Source organism: Amycolatopsis sp. NPDC102522, from assembly GCF_055584485.1.
The window spans coordinates 83106-99674 of sequence record NZ_JBVJLY010000014.1 but is presented as its reverse complement, the minus strand read 5'-3'; the positions used below and the strand labels follow the sequence as shown (position 1 = coordinate 99674).

Here is a 16569-nt window from a genome sequence, read left to right as displayed (position 1 = left end):
TGACGCGGGGAAAGTCCCCTTCAGCCCCGCTCAGTGCCGCCACCGCTGAGCTTCGGTGACCTCCTTCGCGCTTGCGTGCGCGAACCGCTCGATCTCCGCCCGCCGCACGTCCACGATCGTCGTCGCCAGCGGCGCGCCGAACGCGGCCGCCAGGCCCTTGTCCGCTTCGAACGCCGAGACGGCGTCGGCCAGGTTCATCGGCAGCCGCTCGATCCCGCGCGCGGCGCGTTCGGCCTCGGTCAGCGTTCCCGGATCCACGTCCACCGGTTCGGGCAGCGACGCCTCTTCGTCGGCACCGGCCATCCCGGCGAACAGCAGTGCGGCGGCCAGTAGATAGGGATTCGCGGTCAGGTCGAAGCATTTGACCTCGAGGTTCGCCGCCGACTCACGGTTGCCGGCGACCCCGCGCACCAGCCGCAGCGGCGTCTCCCGGTTCTCCAGCCCCCACGCGGCGTACACCCCGGCCCAGTGGTGCGGCTCCAGCCGCAGATAGCTGACGACCGACGGCGCCCCGATCGCGAGCAGCGCGGGCAGCCGCCGCAGGATGCCCGCGCTGAACGACTCGGCGACCGGCGTCAGCCCGAAGATCCGTTCCCCGCCGTAGAAGAGGTTCCGCCCGCCGTCCCAGACGCTCAGATGCACGTGCCCGCCGTTGCCGACGCCGGCGGGCGCGAACTTCGGGGTGAAGGACGCTTTCAGCCCGTGCCGGTGGCTGAGCGCGCGGATCGTCTCCTTCGTCAGGACGGCGATGTCGGCCGCGCGCACCGGATCGGCGGCGGCGACGGACAGTTCGAACTGGCCGTCGGCGTACTCGGGATGGATCTGTTCCACCCCGGCCCCCTGCTGGTCCAAAGTGGACACCAGGGCGCGGAGATAGTCCGCGTGCTCGGAAAGCCTCGCGTAGCCGTACGCCGGGCCCGCGGTGGCGGACGTCGGATCGTCCGGGGTGTCGGCGCTGGTGACCATCCATTCGAGTTCGAAGCTCATCCGCGCCCGGTGACCACGCGCGGCGAGCCGCTCCACCGCCGTCGCCAGCAGCGCGCGCGGATCCTGCGGATGCGGCTCGCCTTCCTGGTCGAGTTTCGTCACCGGTGCCCAGGCCCAGCCGGGCTGCCCGGCGAGCACGGTCAGCGCGTCGAGGTCCGGATGCAGCCGCAGGTCGCCGACCGGCCCGAGGGAATGCTCGCCACCGGTGATGACGTCGTCGGAACCGAAGAAGTCGAAGGATTTCGAAGCACCGACACCCCACGCGGCCGCGGACGGCAGTTTCCGCAGCGGAACCGCCTTGACCCTGGCTATCCCGGCGTTGTCCACGAAGGTCAGCGCCACGAGTTCGACACCCTTCGCCCGGAGATCCGCGGTGAGGGCGGTCGCGCGGGCGGTCAGTTCTTCCCGGTTCACCATGGTTGCTCATCCTGGCCCCATCCCGGGCCCCTTGCCATGCCCGGATCCGGCCATAGGGTGAGGCGCGATTCGTCGATCACGAGAAGGGACGCGCTCATGCCGGGACCCGGGATCCTGCCGTTCGTGGCCGCGACGCGGCTGGTGGACCACCACTGCCACGGCGTCGTCACCGGAGACCTGGGCCGGATCGAGTTCGAACAGATGCTCACCGAGGCCGACACCGTCTCGTCACTGGGCACGACCCTGTTCGACTCGCTGATCGGGCTCGCGGTCCGGGCCCGCTGCGCCCCGATGCTGGACCTGCCGCCGCACGTCCCCGCGGAGGTCTACCTCGCCCGTCGCGCCGAACTGGGCGCCGCCGAGGTCAACGCGCGATTCCTGCGCGCCACCGGCACGGCCGAGTTCCTGCTCGACGGCGGTTTCCTGCCGGACTCGCTGACCACGACCGAGCAGTTCGCGCAGCTGTCCGGGGCCCGCGCGCGGGACATCGTCCGGCTCGAACAGGTCGCCGAAGCGGTGATCGAGTCCACCACTGCGGCAGGGTTCGCCTCGGCCTTCGCCGCTGAACTGGCGAAACGTGCCACGACGGCGGTGGGGTTCAAGTCCATCGCCGCCTACCGGGTCGGCCTCGAACTGGCGGGGGAGCGGCCCACGGACGCCGAAGTCATCGAGGCGGCGGGCCGCTGGCTCGCCAGGATCGAGGCGGGCGAACCGGTCCGGCTCGCCGACGAGGTGCTGCACCGGTTCCTCGTCTGGACCGGAATGGATCTGGCGTTGCCGATCCAGTTCCACGTCGGCTTCGGAGATTCCGACGTGGACCTGCACCGGTGCGATCCGCTGCTGCTCACCGGGCTGTTGCGGGCGACGCGGTCACGCGGAGTGCCGATCCTGTTGCTGCACAACTATCCCTTCCACCGGAACGCCGCGTATCTGGCGCAGGTCTTCGAGCACGTGTTCATGGACGTGGGCCTCGCGACGCACAACGTCGGTCACCGTGCGCCCGCGATCATCGCGGAGACAATGGAGATAGTGCCGTTCGGGAAGCTGCTGTTCTCCACGGACGCGTTCGGGCTGGCCGAGCTTTACCACCTCGGCACCGCGCTGTTCCGACAGGGACTGTCGGATTTCCTGTCCGCGGGGCTCACCGCGGACGTACTGTCCGAAGTGGACGCACATCGGATAGTGGCGCTGGTGGGGCACCGCAACGCCGAACGGGTGTACGGGCTGGAGGGGACATGACGGAACTGGACGAACTGCAGGACCGGTGGGAGGCCGCCGTCGAGGCGGAGCTGCCTTCCGCGATCGAGTTGCGGCACCGGGTGCACGCCGATCCGCGCGCGTCGGGGGATGAAGAGGACACCACGCGGGTCCTCGTCCAGGCGCTGGGCGCCGACGAAGGGGTCTTGGTCGCCAAGACCGGGCGTGCCGTGCTGTTCCCCGGCACCGGGCCGGGACCGGCGGTGGCGCTGCGCACCGAACTGGACGCGTTGCCGGTCACGGAGCGCACCGGGGTCCCGTGGGCTTCGGAGACGCCGCTGATGCACGCGTGCGGGCACGACGTGCACATGGCCGCGCTCGTCGCGACCTGCCGCGCGGCGGCCGTCGTCGGGGTACCGCGGCCGATCCTCGCGCTCCTGCAGCCGCGTGAGGAGACTTCGCCGTCGGGCGCGCTGGACATCGTCGACTCCGGCGTCCTCACCGAGTACGGCGTCGGCGCCGTCATCGGCGCGCACGTCCAGCCGCGGCTCGCGGCGGGCGTCGTGTCAGCCGTGCCGGGACCGGTCAACGCCTCGACAGACGAGTTCGACGTGATCGTCCGCGGCCAGGGCGGGCACGCCGGCTACCCGCACCTGCTGCGCGACCCGATCCTCGCGCTCAGCCAGCTCGTGGTGAGCCTGCAGCAGCTCGCGAGCCGCCGGGTCGACCCGGTGTTCGGCGCGGTCTGCTCGGTCGGCCGGATCGAGGCGGGACGGACGGCGAACGTCGTGCCGAACGAAGCCCGCCTGTCCGGCTCGCTGCGGCTGATGCGCGCCGAAGACCGCGACCTCGCGCTGGAAGGGCTCGCCGAGATCGTCCACGGCACCGCGAAGGCGCACGGCTGCCGGGCGGAGCTGGAGATCAGCCCGTGCGAGCCGGTACTGCACAACGACGCCGGGCTCACCCAGCACGCGCACCGGCGGCTCGTCCGGGCGGGGGCGGGCGTGGACACCGACTTCCGGTCGTTCGGCGCCGACGACTTCGCGCACTACTGCGGGATGACGCGCGGGCTGATGATGTTCGTCGGCCTCGGCGACACCGCGGGCGCGCCCAGCCTGCACGACGAACTGTTCCTGCCGCCCGACTCCGCCATCCGGCAGGTCGCGTCGGCGCTGATCGCAGGCTATTTGGCCGCCGTCGAGGGCTGACGGTCCCCAGAAGTGGATGAAGCGCTACGGTGGCCGACGTGAATACCGCCTCGGCAGCGTTCCTCGCGACCATCCCCAGCCCCGACCAGGGCGTCTGGCATATCGGGCCGGTCCCGATCCGGGCGTACGCCTTGTGCATCATCGCCGGCATCATCGTGGCGATCTGGCTGGGTGAGCGGCGCTGGGTGAGCCGTGGCGGCACGAAGGGCACCGTCATCGACGTCGCCGTCTTCGCGGTGCCGTTCGGCCTGGTCGGCGGGCGGTTGTACCACGTCATCACCGACAACCAGCTGTACTTCGGCGAGGGCAAGAACCCGATCGACGCGCTGAAGATCTGGGACGGCGGCCTCGGCATCTGGGGCGCGGTCGCGCTCGGCGCGGTCGGCGCGCTGATCGCCTGCCGCCGCCGGGGGATCCCGCTGCCCGCGATGGCGGACACGCTCGCGCCGGGGCTCGTGATCGCGCAGGCCATCGGGCGGCTCGGCAACTACTTCAACCAGGAGCTCTACGGCGCGCACACCGACCTGCCGTGGGGTCTGGAGATCTACCAGCGCATCAACGTGAACAACCCGGACGACTTCCTGAACGGCATCGCGATCGGGCACATCCCGCTGCAGGACAGCCCGGTGCACCCGACGTTCCTCTACGAGCTGATCTGGAACCTCGGTGTCGCGCTGCTGGTCATCTGGGCGGACAAGAAGTTCCGCCTCGGCCACGGCCGCGTGTTCGCGCTGTACGTCGCCGGGTACACCGCGGGCCGGTTCTGGATCGAGTTGATGCGGACCGACACCGCGAACCACATCCTGGGCCTGCGGGTCAACGTGTGGACCGCGATCATCCTGTTCGTCGCGGCGATCGTGTACTTCGTCCTGGCCGCCAAGCGGGGGCCGAGGGAAGCGCCGGAAACGCTGTGGAGCAAGGACGTGCCGCGGGAAGGCGAGTCCGCCGAGTCCGCCGAGCCTGCGGAACCCAAGGACGAAGCACACGCGGAGGTCGCCGCGGCTCCGGACACGGTCCGGGACTCCGCCGCCGACAAGGCGACCGAGGACCCGAAGCCCGACGCCGAAAAGTAGCGCTCCGAGCAAGTCCGTGAAGGCCTCCTTCCCTACGCTCAAGGTAGGCAAAGGAGGCCTTCATTACTTCGCCGACCAGCGGTCGTGAGTGGTAAGTGTCGTTCTAACGACACTTACCACTCACGACCCACTGGCCCCAGCCGGTACTTTCGCGTGTCCGGACGGACAACACGCTCGCGACCGAGCCTCACCGCGGGTCGTCCACACAGTCACGTGTGTTGTCCATCCAGTCACGCGTGTTCCGTCTCCAGTCACGTGAGTTCCGGCTTCAGTCACGCGTGTTCCGTCCCCAATCACGCGAGTTCGCCGCTGGAACACGCTCGACGCGACCCCGGCGCGCGATACCTCAGGGGGAGACCAGGCCCCGCCCTGTCACCAGAGGCAGGTCCAGCGCCGTCAGCAGCCCGGGCGGAGCCGCCACCACCGCCGGGATCGCGTTCACCAGCCGCATCGCTGTCGCCTTCAGCCCGGCCGTGTTGTGGTCGCCGTCGGTCCCGACCAGCCGCAGGTCCAGCACGTAGTTGGGCTCACCGGTCACCTGGACGCGGTAGCAGCCCTGCCCGGACGGCTGCGGCCAGTCCGGGCCGAGGTCGCCCCGCAGGCGCGTGATGTGCTCCAGCACGCACACCGCCCGTCCGCCGCGCATGCCTCGCACCTCGAACCGCAGCGCCGCCGCCGTGCCCTCTTTGATCGTCCCCGAGGCGATCTCGAACGTCTCGGGCGCCGGAAGCCGCTCGTAGACCTCCTCGACGGCGTCGAGTTCGACGTCCAGCCCGGCCGCGAGCTGCCGCACGACGCTGCCCCAGGCCAGCGACAGCACACCGGGCTGCAGCAGCAGGGGAAGGTCGTCCATCTCCCGCCCGAAGCCCATGATGTCGAACAGCACCTTGGCCTGGTTGTACGTCGAGTAGTCGAGGATCTCCAGACAGCGAACCTCGTCGATCCGTTCGCAGACGCCGGTGAGCACCAGCGGCAGCCAGTCGTTGGCGAAACCGGGGTCGATGCCGTTGACCCACAGTGAAGCGCCGCCTTCGCGGGCGGCCTCGCGGATCGGCTCGATCAGCTCCCGCGGGACGACACCTTCGGGGTACTGGAGGAACACCGGGCTGCTGGACACCACGTTGATCCCCGCGCGCAGGAACCGTTTCAGGTCCTCGACGGCTTCGACGAGCCTGTCGTCGGCCATCGCCGTATAGAGCACGCAATCCGGCTTCAGCGCGATGAGCGCGTCCGCGTCGGTCGTCGCGGAGACACCGAGCGAGCGCCCGAGCCCGGCCAGCTCCCCGGCGTCCACGCCCGCCTTGGCCTCGCTCGAAACCCAGACCCCGGCGAGTTCGAGATCGGGCCGGGCGTCGATCCCCGCCAGCGCGTGACGCCCGACGTTCCCGGTACTCCACTGGACCACGCGCACGGCGTTCGCCTCCTACAGATCGGGCAGGCCCAGTTCCAGGTTCGGGGCCTGCAGTCCACCGTCGACTTCGATGATCTTGCCGGTGACGTACCGGCCCGCGCGCGACCCCAGGAACACGACGGTGGCCGCGATGTCCTCGGCCTCGCCGATGCGGCGCAGCGGCGTGGCGGCTTCCATCCGGCCGCGCAGCTCGTCGTTGCCCACCACCACTTCGAGCGCCGACGTCGCCACCGAGCCGACGGAGATCGCGTTCACCCGCACCTTCGGCGCGAGGTCGGCCGCCGCGAGCCGCGTGTAGTGCGCCAGCGCGGCCTTCGCCGTCCCGTACGCGGCGAAGCCCCGGCCGGTCACGCGGCCCATCACCGACGAGATGTTGACGACCGACCCGCCCGCCTCCAGTAAGGACGGTGCCGCCGCGACGGTCAGCGCGTGCGCGGTGGAGACGTTGAAGCGAAAGGCTTCTTCGAGGAATTCGGTGCCGGTTTCCAGCAGCGGCCGGGGATAGGTGCCGCCGACGTTGTTGACCACCAGGTCCAGCCGTCCGAACTCCACTGTCGCGATCCGCGCCAGCTCGGCCGCGGCGGCCGGATCGCTCAGGTCGGCGGGGACCACGTGGGCGCGCCTGCCGGTGGCGGCGACCAGGGCCGCCACTTCGTCGAGCTGGGCTTCGGTGCGGGACGAGATCACCACGTCGGCGCCGGCTTCGGCGAGCGCCACGGCCGTCGCCGCGCCGATCCCGCGTCCGGCGCCGGTGACCACGGCGACCTGGTCGGTGAGCCGGAAACGGTCCAGGATCATGCGCGGAACTGTAACATGTTCTAGTTGAGTGCCCCGGTGGGCGAAGAGTGTCCGGAGTGACTAGGGTCGCCTCACCGTGTCTCGTGACATCCCGGAACAAGACATATACTTAGCGGAACGAACTACCGTGACCCCATCAGGAACTCAGTCGTTCCGGGCGTCCAGATCGTTACCCATCGACGGGCTTTCCCGCCCGGCGAACTGGTGCCGACGTGTTTCACAGGTGTTAAAGTCGCGCTAACGAACGGGCCATCGTCGTCCCGTGCGCATCCCCCGGCCGGCCCGTCCGGCCGCTGAGCACAGACGACGAAGGAGGTCCCTTCATGATCTTCTCCGCCATTCCAGGCAAACAGGGTCTTTACGATCCCGAATCCGAACAGGACTCCTGCGGTGTGGCCATGGTGGCCGACGTCCGCGGGCGACGTTCGCACGGCATCGTCACCGACGGTCTTTCCGCGCTGACGAACCTCGACCACCGTGGTGCCGCCGGCGCGGAACCGACCAGTGGCGACGGTGCGGGCATCCTGGTGCAGCTCCCCGACGAGCTGCTTCGGGCGGAAGTGGACTTCGCGCTGCCCGAAGCGGACGCCGACGGCCACCAGACCTACGCGACCGGGATCGGTTTCCTGCCCTCGGACATCGAGGAGCGGAACAAGGCCGTCGCCCTGATCGAGCGAATCGCCACCGAAGAAGGCCTCGACGTCCTCGGCTGGCGTGAGGTCCCTGTCGACGCGGACCGCGCCGGCATCGGCCCGACAGCGCGTTCGGTGATGCCGCATTTCGTGATGCTGTTCGTCGCGGGAGCCGTCGCCGACGGACGCCGTCCCGGCGGGCTCGAACTGGACCGCCTGGCCTTCTGCCTCCGCAAGCGCGTCGAGAACGAAAGCGTGACCGCGGGCTGCGGCACCTACTTCCCGTCGCTGTCCTCGCGGACGATCGTCTACAAGGGAATGCTGACCCCCGGGCAGCTCCCGCTCTTCTTCGCCGACCTGACCGACACCCGGCTCACCAGCGCCATCGCGCTCGTGCACTCCCGGTTCTCCACCAACACCTTCCCGTCGTGGCCGCTGGCGCACCCGTTCCGGTTCGTCGCGCACAACGGCGAGATCAACACCATCAGGGGCAACCGCAACCGGATGCGCGCCCGCGAGGCGCTGCTCGAATCGGACCTCATCGCCGGTGACCTCACCCGGCTGTACCCGATCTGCTCGGCCGACGCGTCGGACTCCGCTTCGTTCGACGAGGTGCTGGAGCTGCTGCACCTCGGCGGGCGGCCGCTGCCGCACGCGGTGCTGATGATGATCCCCGAAGCGTGGGAGAACCACGCCGGGATGAACGCCCAGCGTCGTGCGTTCTACCAGTTCCACGCCAGCCTGATGGAGCCGTGGGACGGGCCGGCTTGTGTCACCTTCACCGACGGCACCCTCGTCGGCGCGGTGCTGGACCGCAACGGCCTGCGCCCCGCCCGCTGGTGGCGCACCGCCGACGACCGCGTCGTGCTGGCCAGTGAGGCAGGGGTCCTCGACGTCGCCCCCGAGGACGTCGTGGCCAAGGGCCGGCTCAAGCCCGGTCGCATGTTCCTCGTGGACACCGAGGCGGGCCGGATCGTCGACGACGAAGAGGTCAAGTCGGAGCTGGCCAAGGAACTCCCGTACGAGGGCTGGCTGCACGCGGGTCTGCTGCAGATCGCCGACCTCCCGGACCGCGACCACATCGTGCAGAGCCACGATTCCGTGCTGCGGCGCCAGCTTTCCTTCGGCTACACCGAAGAAGAGCTGAAGATCCTCCTCGCGCCGATGGTGGTCAAGGGCATGGAGCCGATCGGCTCGATGGGCTCGGACACCCCGCCCGCGGTGCTGTCGCAGCGTTCGCGGCTGCTCTACGACTATTTCAAGCAGAACTTCGCGCAGGTCACCAACCCGCCGCTGGACGCGATCCGCGAAGAGCTCGTCACCTCGATGAGCCGCATCATGGGGCCCGAGCGCAACCTGCTCGCCCCCGGTCCGGCCTCCTGCCGTCACGTGCAGCTGCCGTATCCGGTGATCGACAACGACGAGCTCGCCAAGCTGATCCACATCAACGACGACGGCGACCTCCCCGGCTTCGCGTGCAGTGTCCTTTCCGGACTGTACGAAGTGGACGGCGGGGCCGACGCGCTGGCGTCCGCGATCGAGCGGGTCCGGCGCGAGGCGTCCGAAGCGATCGAGGCCGGCGCGCGCACGCTCGTACTGTCCGACCGCGACTCCGACCACCGCATGGCGCCGATCCCGTCGCTGCTGCTGGTGTCCTCGGTGCACCACCATCTGGTGCGCACCAAGGAAAGGCTTCGGGTCGCGCTGGTCGTCGAGACCGGTGACGCCCGCGAGGTCCACCACATCGCGCTGCTGCTCGGCTACGGCGCCGCGGCGGTGAACCCGTACCTCGCCTTCGAGACCATCGAGGACATGATCTCGACCGGTGCGGTCACCGGGATCGAGCCCGCCACGGCGATCCGGAACTACGTCAAGGCGCTCGTGAAGGGCGTCCTGAAGATCATGTCGAAGATGGGCATCTCGACAGTCGGCGCCTACACCGCGGCGCAGGTCTTCGAATCCTTGGGGCTGGCCCAGGATCTGCTCGACGAGTACTTCACCGGGACGTCGTCGAAGCTCGGCGGAGTCGGGCTGAGCGTGCTCGCCGAAGAGGTCGCCACGCGCCACCGCCGCGCGTACCCGGACAACCCGACCGATCGCGTCCACCGTGGACTCGAGACCGGCGGCGAGTACGCGTACCGCCGCGAGGGCGAACTGCACCTGTTCACCCCGGAGACCGTCTTCCTGTTGCAGCACGCGACGAAGACCGGCCGCGAAGAGGTGTACAAGCAGTACTCCGACGAGGTGCACCGCCTGTACCGCCAGGGCGGCGCGCTGCGCGGGCTGTTCTCCTTCCGCGAGGGCGCGCGCGAGCCCGTCCCGCTGGACGAGGTCGAGCCGGTCGAGGCGATCTTCAAGCGCTTCAACACCGGTGCGATGTCCTACGGCTCGATTTCGGCCGAGGCACACGAAACGATGGCCATCGCGATGAACCGCATCGGTGGCCGGTCCAACACCGGTGAGGGCGGGGAAGACCCCGAACGCCTCTACGACCCGGAGCGGCGCAGCGCGATCAAGCAGGTCGCGAGCGGCCGGTTCGGTGTCACGAGCGAGTACCTGGTCAACGCCGACGACATCCAGATCAAGATGGCGCAGGGCGCGAAGCCGGGCGAGGGCGGGCAGCTGCCGCCGAACAAGGTGTACCCGTGGATCGCCCGCACGCGGCACTCGACGCCGGGCGTCGGGCTCATCTCGCCGCCGCCGCACCACGACATCTATTCGATCGAGGATCTCGCCCAGCTGATCCACGACCTCAAGAACGCCAACGAGAACGCCCGCATCCACGTGAAGCTGGTGTCCTCGCTCGGCGTCGGCACGGTCGCGGCGGGCGTGTCCAAGGCGCACGCCGACGTCGTGCTGATCTCCGGGCACGACGGCGGCACCGGCGCCTCCCCGATGAACTCGCTCAAGCACGCGGGCACACCGTGGGAGATCGGGCTCGCCGAGACACAGCAGACGTTGCTGCTCAACGGTTTGCGTGATCGGATCACCGTGCAGGTCGACGGCGCGATGAAGACCGGACGCGACGTCGTCATCGCCGCGCTGCTCGGCGCGGAGGAGTACGGCTTCGCGACGGCGCCGCTGATCGTCGAGGGCTGCGTCATGATGCGCGTCTGCCACCTCGACACCTGCCCGGTCGGCATCGCGACCCAGAGCCCGGATCTGCGCAAGCGGTACACCGGCCAGGCCGACCACGTCGTGAACTACTTCCGGTTCGTCGCCGAAGAAGTCCGGGAAACGTTGGCGGCACTCGGTTTCCGCACTCTCGACGAAGCCATCGGGCACGCCGAGGTGCTCGACACGGACAAGGCGATCGAGCACTGGAAGGCCTCCGGTCTCGACCTCTCGCCGATCTTCGAGATGCCCACCGAGACTCCGTACGGCGGGGCGAAGCGGCGCACGCGGACGCAGGACCACGGCCTGGAGCACGCGCTCGACCGGACACTGATCCAGCTCGCCGAGGCGGCGCTGGAAGACGCGCATCCGGTCCGGCTGGAGCTGCCGGTGCGGAACGTGAACCGGACCGTCGGCACCCTGCTCGGATCCGAGATCACCCGCCGCTACGGCGGCGAGGGCCTGCCCGAGGACACGATCCACGTGCTGCTGACCGGTTCCGCCGGCCAGTCGCTCGGCGCGTTCCTGCCGCGCGGCATCACCCTCGACATGGTCGGCGACGCGAACGACTACGTCGGCAAGGGGCTTTCGGGCGGGCGGATCATCGTGCGCCCGCATCCGGACGCGAAGTTCGCGGCGGAGGGCCAGACCATCGCCGGGAACACCCTCGCCTACGGGGCCACCGGCGGCGAGATGTTCCTGCGCGGCCAGGTCGGCGAACGTTTCTGCGTGCGCAACTCCGGCGCGGTGGTCGTCGCCGAGGGCGTCGGCGACCACGCCTTCGAGTACATGACCGGTGGCCAGGCCGTGGTGCTCGGCCCGACCGGGCGCAACCTCGCCGCGGGTATGTCCGGCGGCGAGGCCTACGTGCTCGACCTCGACCGCGGCCGGGTCAACGAGGAGATGGTCGACCTCCAGCCGCCGTCGGCCGAGGACCTCGCCTGGCTCAAGAAGACCGTGCAGAAGCACTACGACCTCACACGTTCGGCCGTGGCCGCGTCGCTGCTCGGCGACTGGCCGCGTCGCTCGGCGGCGTTCACCAAGGTGATGCCCCGCGACTACCGGCGTGTCCTTGACGCGGCGAAGGCGGCACGTGCCGCGGGCCGCGACGTCGACGAAGCGATCATGGAGGCCGCTCGTGGCTGATCCGACGGGTTTCCTGAAGCACGAACGCGAAGAGCCGAAGAAGAAGTCCACACAGGACCGTCTCGCCACCTGGGGCGAGGTGTATGCCGACGTCGAACCCGGCGAGCGCAACGAAAAGGTGCGCAAGCAGGCTTCGCGCTGCATGGACTGCGGTATCCCGTTCTGCCATTCCGGTGGTTCCGGCTGCCCGCTGGGCAACCTGATCCCGGAGTGGAACGACCTGGTGCGCCGCGGCGACTGGGCCGCGGCGAGCGACCGGCTCCACGCGACCAACAACTTCCCCGAGTTCACCGGGAAGCTGTGTCCCGCGCCGTGCGAGTCGGGCTGCGTCCTGTCGATCTCGCCGTTGTCCGGCGGTCCGGTTTCCATCAAGCGGGTCGAGCAGACGATCGCCGACCAGTCCTGGGAAGCGGGCTACGTGCAGCCGCAGATCTCGGCGGTGTCTTCGGGGCAGCGGGTCGCTGTCGTCGGCTCGGGTCCCGCCGGGCTCGCCGCCGCGCAGCAGCTGACCCGCGCCGGCCACGAGGTGACCGTCTACGAACGGGACGACCGCCTCGGCGGCCTGCTGCGGTACGGCATCCCCGAGTTCAAGATGGAGAAGAAGGTCCTCGACCGGCGGCTCGCGCAGCTTCGCAAGGAGGGCACGAAGTTCGTCACCGGCTGCGAGGTCGGCGTCGACCTGACCGTCGAGGAACTGCGGGCCGGTTACGACGCGGTGGTCCTCGCCGTGGGCGCGCTGCGCGGCCGCGACGACACGACGACGCCCGGCCGTGAGCTGTCCGGGATCCACCTGGCGATGGAGCATCTGGTCCCGGCCAACAAGTACGTCGAGGGTGACGGCCCGTCGCCGGTCGACGCGGCCGGCAAGCACGTGGTCATCATCGGCGGCGGTGACACCGGTGCCGACTCCTATGGCACCGCGACCCGTCAGGGCGCTTTTTCGGTGACACAGCTGGACCAGTACCCGACGCCACCGTCCACAAGGGACGACGAGCGCTCGCCGTGGCCGACCTGGCCGTACATCCTGCGCACCTACCCGGCGCACGAGGAGGCGGGCGAGCGCAAGTTCGCCGTCGCGGTGAAGCGTTTCACCGGCGACGAGAACGGAAACGTGCGCGCCGTCGAAGTGCAGCAGGTGCGGGTCCAGAAGGATCCCGAAACCGGACGGCGTGAGGTCATCCCGGTCAACGACGAGGTCGAGGAACTGCCCGCCGACCTCGTGCTGCTCGCGATCGGGTTCGAGGGTGTCGAGCACATGCCGCTGCTGGACGGGCTCGGGCTGTCGCTGACCAAACGCGGCACGCTCTCGTGTGGTGCGGACTGGCAGACCGAGTCGCCCGGCGTGTTCGTCTGCGGCGACGCGCATCGCGGTGCTTCGCTGGTGGTGTGGGCGATCGCCGAGGGCCGCTCGGTGGCGAGCGCGGTGGACGCTTACCTCACCGGCGCTTCGGACCTGCCCGCTCCTGTGCACCCGACAGCGCTGCCGCTCGCGGTCGTCTGATCCCGGTCCGCGCCGACAGTGTCGTCGGCGCGCACCTTCACCCCGGGTTGACGGCCAGCAGGCAGGCGACGGGTGGATCGAGGTCGAGCGTCTCGACGCGGATCGCGGTGAATCCCGCCTCGACGAGCAGGTCATGATGTTCCTGGGCCGCCTGCGCGGTGGTGGCGCCGTCGGCGCCAGGACACCGTGGCTGGATGGCCAGCGCTATGCGTCCCGAAGGCCGGAGCAGGCGTCGCAGATCGCGTAACCGCGCGGCGGGCTCCGCCCAGAACTTGGCGGAGTTGACCGCCAGGATCACGTCGAGGGGTTCGCCGAATTCCGGCAACCGATCCACGGAAGCGTGCACGAGCCGGACCCGGCCGTAGCGGATCGCGCGAGCATTGCGCCGGGTGGCTTTCCGCACCATCGCCGCGGAGTGGTCGATGCCGTGGACCCGGCCCGCCAGGCCCGCCACTTCGGCGACGGCGAGACCAGGGCCGAAGCCGATTTCGAGGACCCGGTCCGTGGGCCGGATCTCCAGCAGCGAAACCACCCAGCCGTTGCGCCGCCGGTTGGATTCGCTGTTCGCCATGACCCAGCCGACCACCTGCCCCACCGGCCCGCGGGGATGGCCGAACTGCCGGAAGAGCTTGGGGAATACGTGTTCGGTGAAAAGTCCGCCTGTTTTCGTCATGAATCGAGTCAACGGCTTCAAGTACGCTTGAAGTCAAGATGGGCGAAGGCGAGTTGACGATCGGCGAGTTGGCGAGCCATACCGGGGTCGCCACCTCGGGCCTGCGCTACTGGGAGGAGATCGGCCTCCTGCCACCTCCCGCCAGGGTCTCCGGGCAGCGGAGGTATCCGCCGTCGGCGATCGGGCGGGTCGGGGAGATCCTGCTGCTGCAGGACGTGGGCTTCACCTTGCGCGAGCTCAAGGAGCTCATCGCCGCGCGTGAGCGGGCCGCGGAAGGCTGGCGCGAACTGCATCGGCGGAAGCTGGCTGAACTCGACCGGCGGCTCGCCCGGATCGAGGCGGCGAGGACAGCGATCGCTCATGTCCTGGCCTGTCCGCACGAGGACATCCGGACTTGCCCCAGCTTCGCGCGCGTCGTGGAGACGCGGCTGGCCGAGGGTGTGCTGAAGGAAGCCCCGTCTCCTACCGAAGGTCGAGGTCCCGGATCAGGCTCCGGTCTGACGCGGTAGGGCCGCCGGTCGCGCCAAGCTCTCCGGCATGAGAAAAACGTTGGCGATACTGGCTTTCCTGCCACTGGCCGCAGCGCTTCCGGCGACAGCCGAAGCGGCTCCGGCACTGAAGTGGACGTCACCCTGTCCGGACTATGGCATGACACCCTCACCGACCGCGGGCCTCGAATGCGCGAAACTGAAGGTGCCGTTGGACTACGCCGACCCCGGCGGCCGGACCATAGAACTCACCGTTTCCCGTAAGGCGAGCACCTCGCCGAAGCGCCGGGGCGTGCTGCTGATGAACCCCGGCGGTCCCGGGAGCCCCGGCCTGGCTATGCCCGCGCAACTCGCGGAGCGTCAGGGGCACACCGGCCTGCTCGACAGCTACGACGTCATCGGTTTCGACCCGCGCGGGACCACCTACAGCACGCCGGTGACCTGCGATCTGACCGAAGATCAGCGGTTCATCCTCACCGGACCGTACGCGGACGGCCCGGGTGACGTCGTCGAAAAGGCGGCGAAATCCCGGGTGGTGGCGAGGCAATGCGCCGAGTCGGAGACCGCGGCTCTCCTGCCGCATATGACCACCGCCAACACCGCGCGCGATATGGACCGGATCCGCGAGGCCTTGGGGGAGCGGAAGATCTCGTTCTACGGCGTCTCGTACGGGAGCTACCTCGGCGCTTCCTACGCGTCGATGTTCCCGGCGAAGACGGACCGGATCGTGCTGGACAGCCTCCTCGGCCCCGACGGGCTGGATGTCCGGGCGCACCAGCGGATCGCGGACGGTTTCGACGACCGCTTCGGTGATTTCACGGCTTGGGCGGCGGCACGGGACGACATCTACCACCTCGGGAGGACACCCGCCGAGGTGACGGCGAAGTTCTTCGCACTGGTGGAGGAACGCCCGGGAGTCCGGACGGACACTTGGGGAGCGCTGTACGACGACGCGAACTTCCCCGGCCTCGCCGCGCAATGGGCCGCTCCGGCTGCGTCAGCGCAGGGCGGGCCGCTCGACGACGACAACCATGCCGCCCTCCAGCTCCAGGTGCTGTGCAACGACTCCGACTGGCCGGAAAGCGTTCGCTATTACCAGAAGGCGGTCGAGCGCGCCCGCGTGACGCATCCGATGTTCGGCCCCGCCGCCTCGAACATCACTCCCTGCGCCTTCTGGCCGGTGGAGCGTCGCGAACGCCCGGTGCGGATCCACGACCGCGGCCCGTCGAACATCCTGCTGGTGCAGAACCTCCGCGATCCCTCGACGCCGTTGTCCGGTGCCAGGGAACTGCGTTCGGCGCTGGGCGGACGGGCCAAGTTCGTCACGGTCGACGCCGGCGGGCACGGCGTTTTCACCAAGGAGAACGCCTGCGGCAACGACTTCGTCGTGCGGTATCTGCGGGACGGCGCCCTTCCGGCCGCCGATTCGCACTGCCCTGCTTGATCACTCGAACAGAAGGAGGGCCAAGCCCAGCCAGCCGAGGCCGCCGACCAGGATCCCTGTCATGACCCCGGCGGCGGCTTCGGCGGAGGTGTCTTCGCCCAGCTTGACGCGCGCCCAGCACACCCAGGCCACCAGCAGGCCGCCGAGCAGCATCAACGGTCCGACGGCGAACGTCAGCACGGTGACCGCGGCGGACTCGGGCGAGGTGTACGGCGAGATCCTGAAGCCGAATCCGTGATTGATCGCCCACCCTACGGCGACAGACAGGAGCACCGCTCCGACCACAACGAGAAGCGACGGCCAGACCAGGCCACTGGGATCGCCGAAGCCGACCGCGATCGGTGTCAGAAGTATCCAGGCGACCGGCGCCAAAACGTACGTGCCCAGCCGGGCGAAACCGTCCACGGATATCCCCACAAGCAAGGCTAACTCTTCCGGGTGGCGACACAGACGCCCAGACGGCGTCCGGTCTCACTGGCG

Annotated in this window: 12 protein-coding genes; 7 read left to right on the top strand and 5 right to left on the bottom strand. The window is 69.5% G+C overall.

The annotated features are described in order from the left end of the window. Window positions 1-30 precede the first annotated feature (30 nt). Entirely contained in the window at window positions 31-1404 is a 1374-nt protein-coding gene (locus tag ACZ6YV_RS28670; RefSeq protein WP_465512559.1) for a glutamine synthetase family protein, read from the bottom strand. Between the two features lie 96 nt (window positions 1405-1500). Here ACZ6YV_RS28670 and ACZ6YV_RS28665 point away from each other — a divergent pair, with 96 nt between their 5' ends. The 3 genes from ACZ6YV_RS28665 to lgt are packed head-to-tail and all read left to right on the top strand — an operon-like array spanning window position 1501 to window position 4882. Further along, window positions 1501-2643 carry an amidohydrolase family protein gene (locus tag ACZ6YV_RS28665; protein WP_465512558.1) on the top strand — a complete coding sequence of 381 codons (1143 nt, stop codon included), beginning with the start codon at window positions 1501-1503 and terminating at the stop codon, window positions 2641-2643. Next, entirely contained in the window at window positions 2640-3809 is a 1170-nt protein-coding gene (locus tag ACZ6YV_RS28660; protein WP_465512557.1) for a M20 metallopeptidase family protein, read from the top strand. Before ACZ6YV_RS28665 ends, ACZ6YV_RS28660 begins: the two co-directional genes overlap by 4 nt. A 29-nt stretch (window positions 3810-3838) precedes the next feature. Continuing rightward, entirely contained in the window at window positions 3839-4882 is a 1044-nt protein-coding gene (lgt, locus tag ACZ6YV_RS28655; RefSeq protein WP_465512556.1) for a prolipoprotein diacylglyceryl transferase, read from the top strand. Between the two features lie 346 nt (window positions 4883-5228). On the opposite strand, the gene ACZ6YV_RS28650 is transcribed toward lgt, so the two are convergent. After that, a complete protein-coding gene (locus ACZ6YV_RS28650) occupies window positions 5229-6293 on the bottom strand; it encodes an NAD(P)H-dependent amine dehydrogenase family protein (RefSeq protein ID WP_465512555.1) in 1065 nt (354 codons plus the stop codon). A 12-nt stretch (window positions 6294-6305) separates the two neighbouring features. Further along, window positions 6306-7091 (bottom strand): SDR family oxidoreductase, encoded by a 786-nt coding sequence (locus ACZ6YV_RS28645; RefSeq protein ID WP_465512554.1) that lies wholly within the window; start codon window positions 7089-7091, stop codon window positions 6306-6308. Window positions 7092-7414: 323 nt separating this feature from the next. On the opposite strand from ACZ6YV_RS28645, the gene gltB reads away from it, so the two are divergent. After that, complete coding sequence (gene gltB, locus ACZ6YV_RS28640) at window positions 7415-11983, top strand: glutamate synthase large subunit (protein ID WP_465512553.1); 4569 nt, start codon at window positions 7415-7417, stop codon at window positions 11981-11983. Further along, window positions 11976-13484 carry a glutamate synthase subunit beta gene (locus tag ACZ6YV_RS28635; RefSeq protein WP_465512552.1) on the top strand — a complete coding sequence of 503 codons (1509 nt, stop codon included), beginning with the start codon at window positions 11976-11978 and terminating at the stop codon, window positions 13482-13484. Before gltB ends, ACZ6YV_RS28635 begins: the two co-directional genes overlap by 8 nt. A 37-nt stretch (window positions 13485-13521) precedes the next feature. Here the strand turns inward: ACZ6YV_RS28635 and ACZ6YV_RS28630 are convergent, their stop codons facing one another. Beyond that, a complete protein-coding gene (locus ACZ6YV_RS28630; RefSeq protein ID WP_465512551.1) occupies window positions 13522-14157 on the bottom strand; it encodes a class I SAM-dependent methyltransferase in 636 nt (211 codons plus the stop codon). Between the two features lie 38 nt (window positions 14158-14195). Here ACZ6YV_RS28630 and ACZ6YV_RS28625 point away from each other — a divergent pair, with 38 nt between their 5' ends. After that, the gene (locus ACZ6YV_RS28625) at window positions 14196-14666 is read left to right on the top strand and encodes a MerR family transcriptional regulator (RefSeq protein WP_465512550.1); all 471 of its coding nucleotides are present in this window, start codon (window positions 14196-14198) and stop codon (window positions 14664-14666) included. Between the two features lie 28 nt (window positions 14667-14694). After that, window positions 14695-16089: an alpha/beta hydrolase gene (locus ACZ6YV_RS28620; RefSeq protein WP_465512549.1), complete on the top strand. Its 1395-nt coding sequence runs from the start codon at window positions 14695-14697 to the stop codon at window positions 16087-16089. On the opposite strand, the gene ACZ6YV_RS28615 is transcribed toward ACZ6YV_RS28620, so the two are convergent. Continuing rightward, window positions 16090-16494, bottom strand: coding sequence for a hypothetical protein (locus tag ACZ6YV_RS28615; RefSeq protein ID WP_465512548.1), 405 nt, complete (start codon window positions 16492-16494; stop codon window positions 16090-16092). Between the last annotated feature and the right edge of the window lie 75 nt (window positions 16495-16569).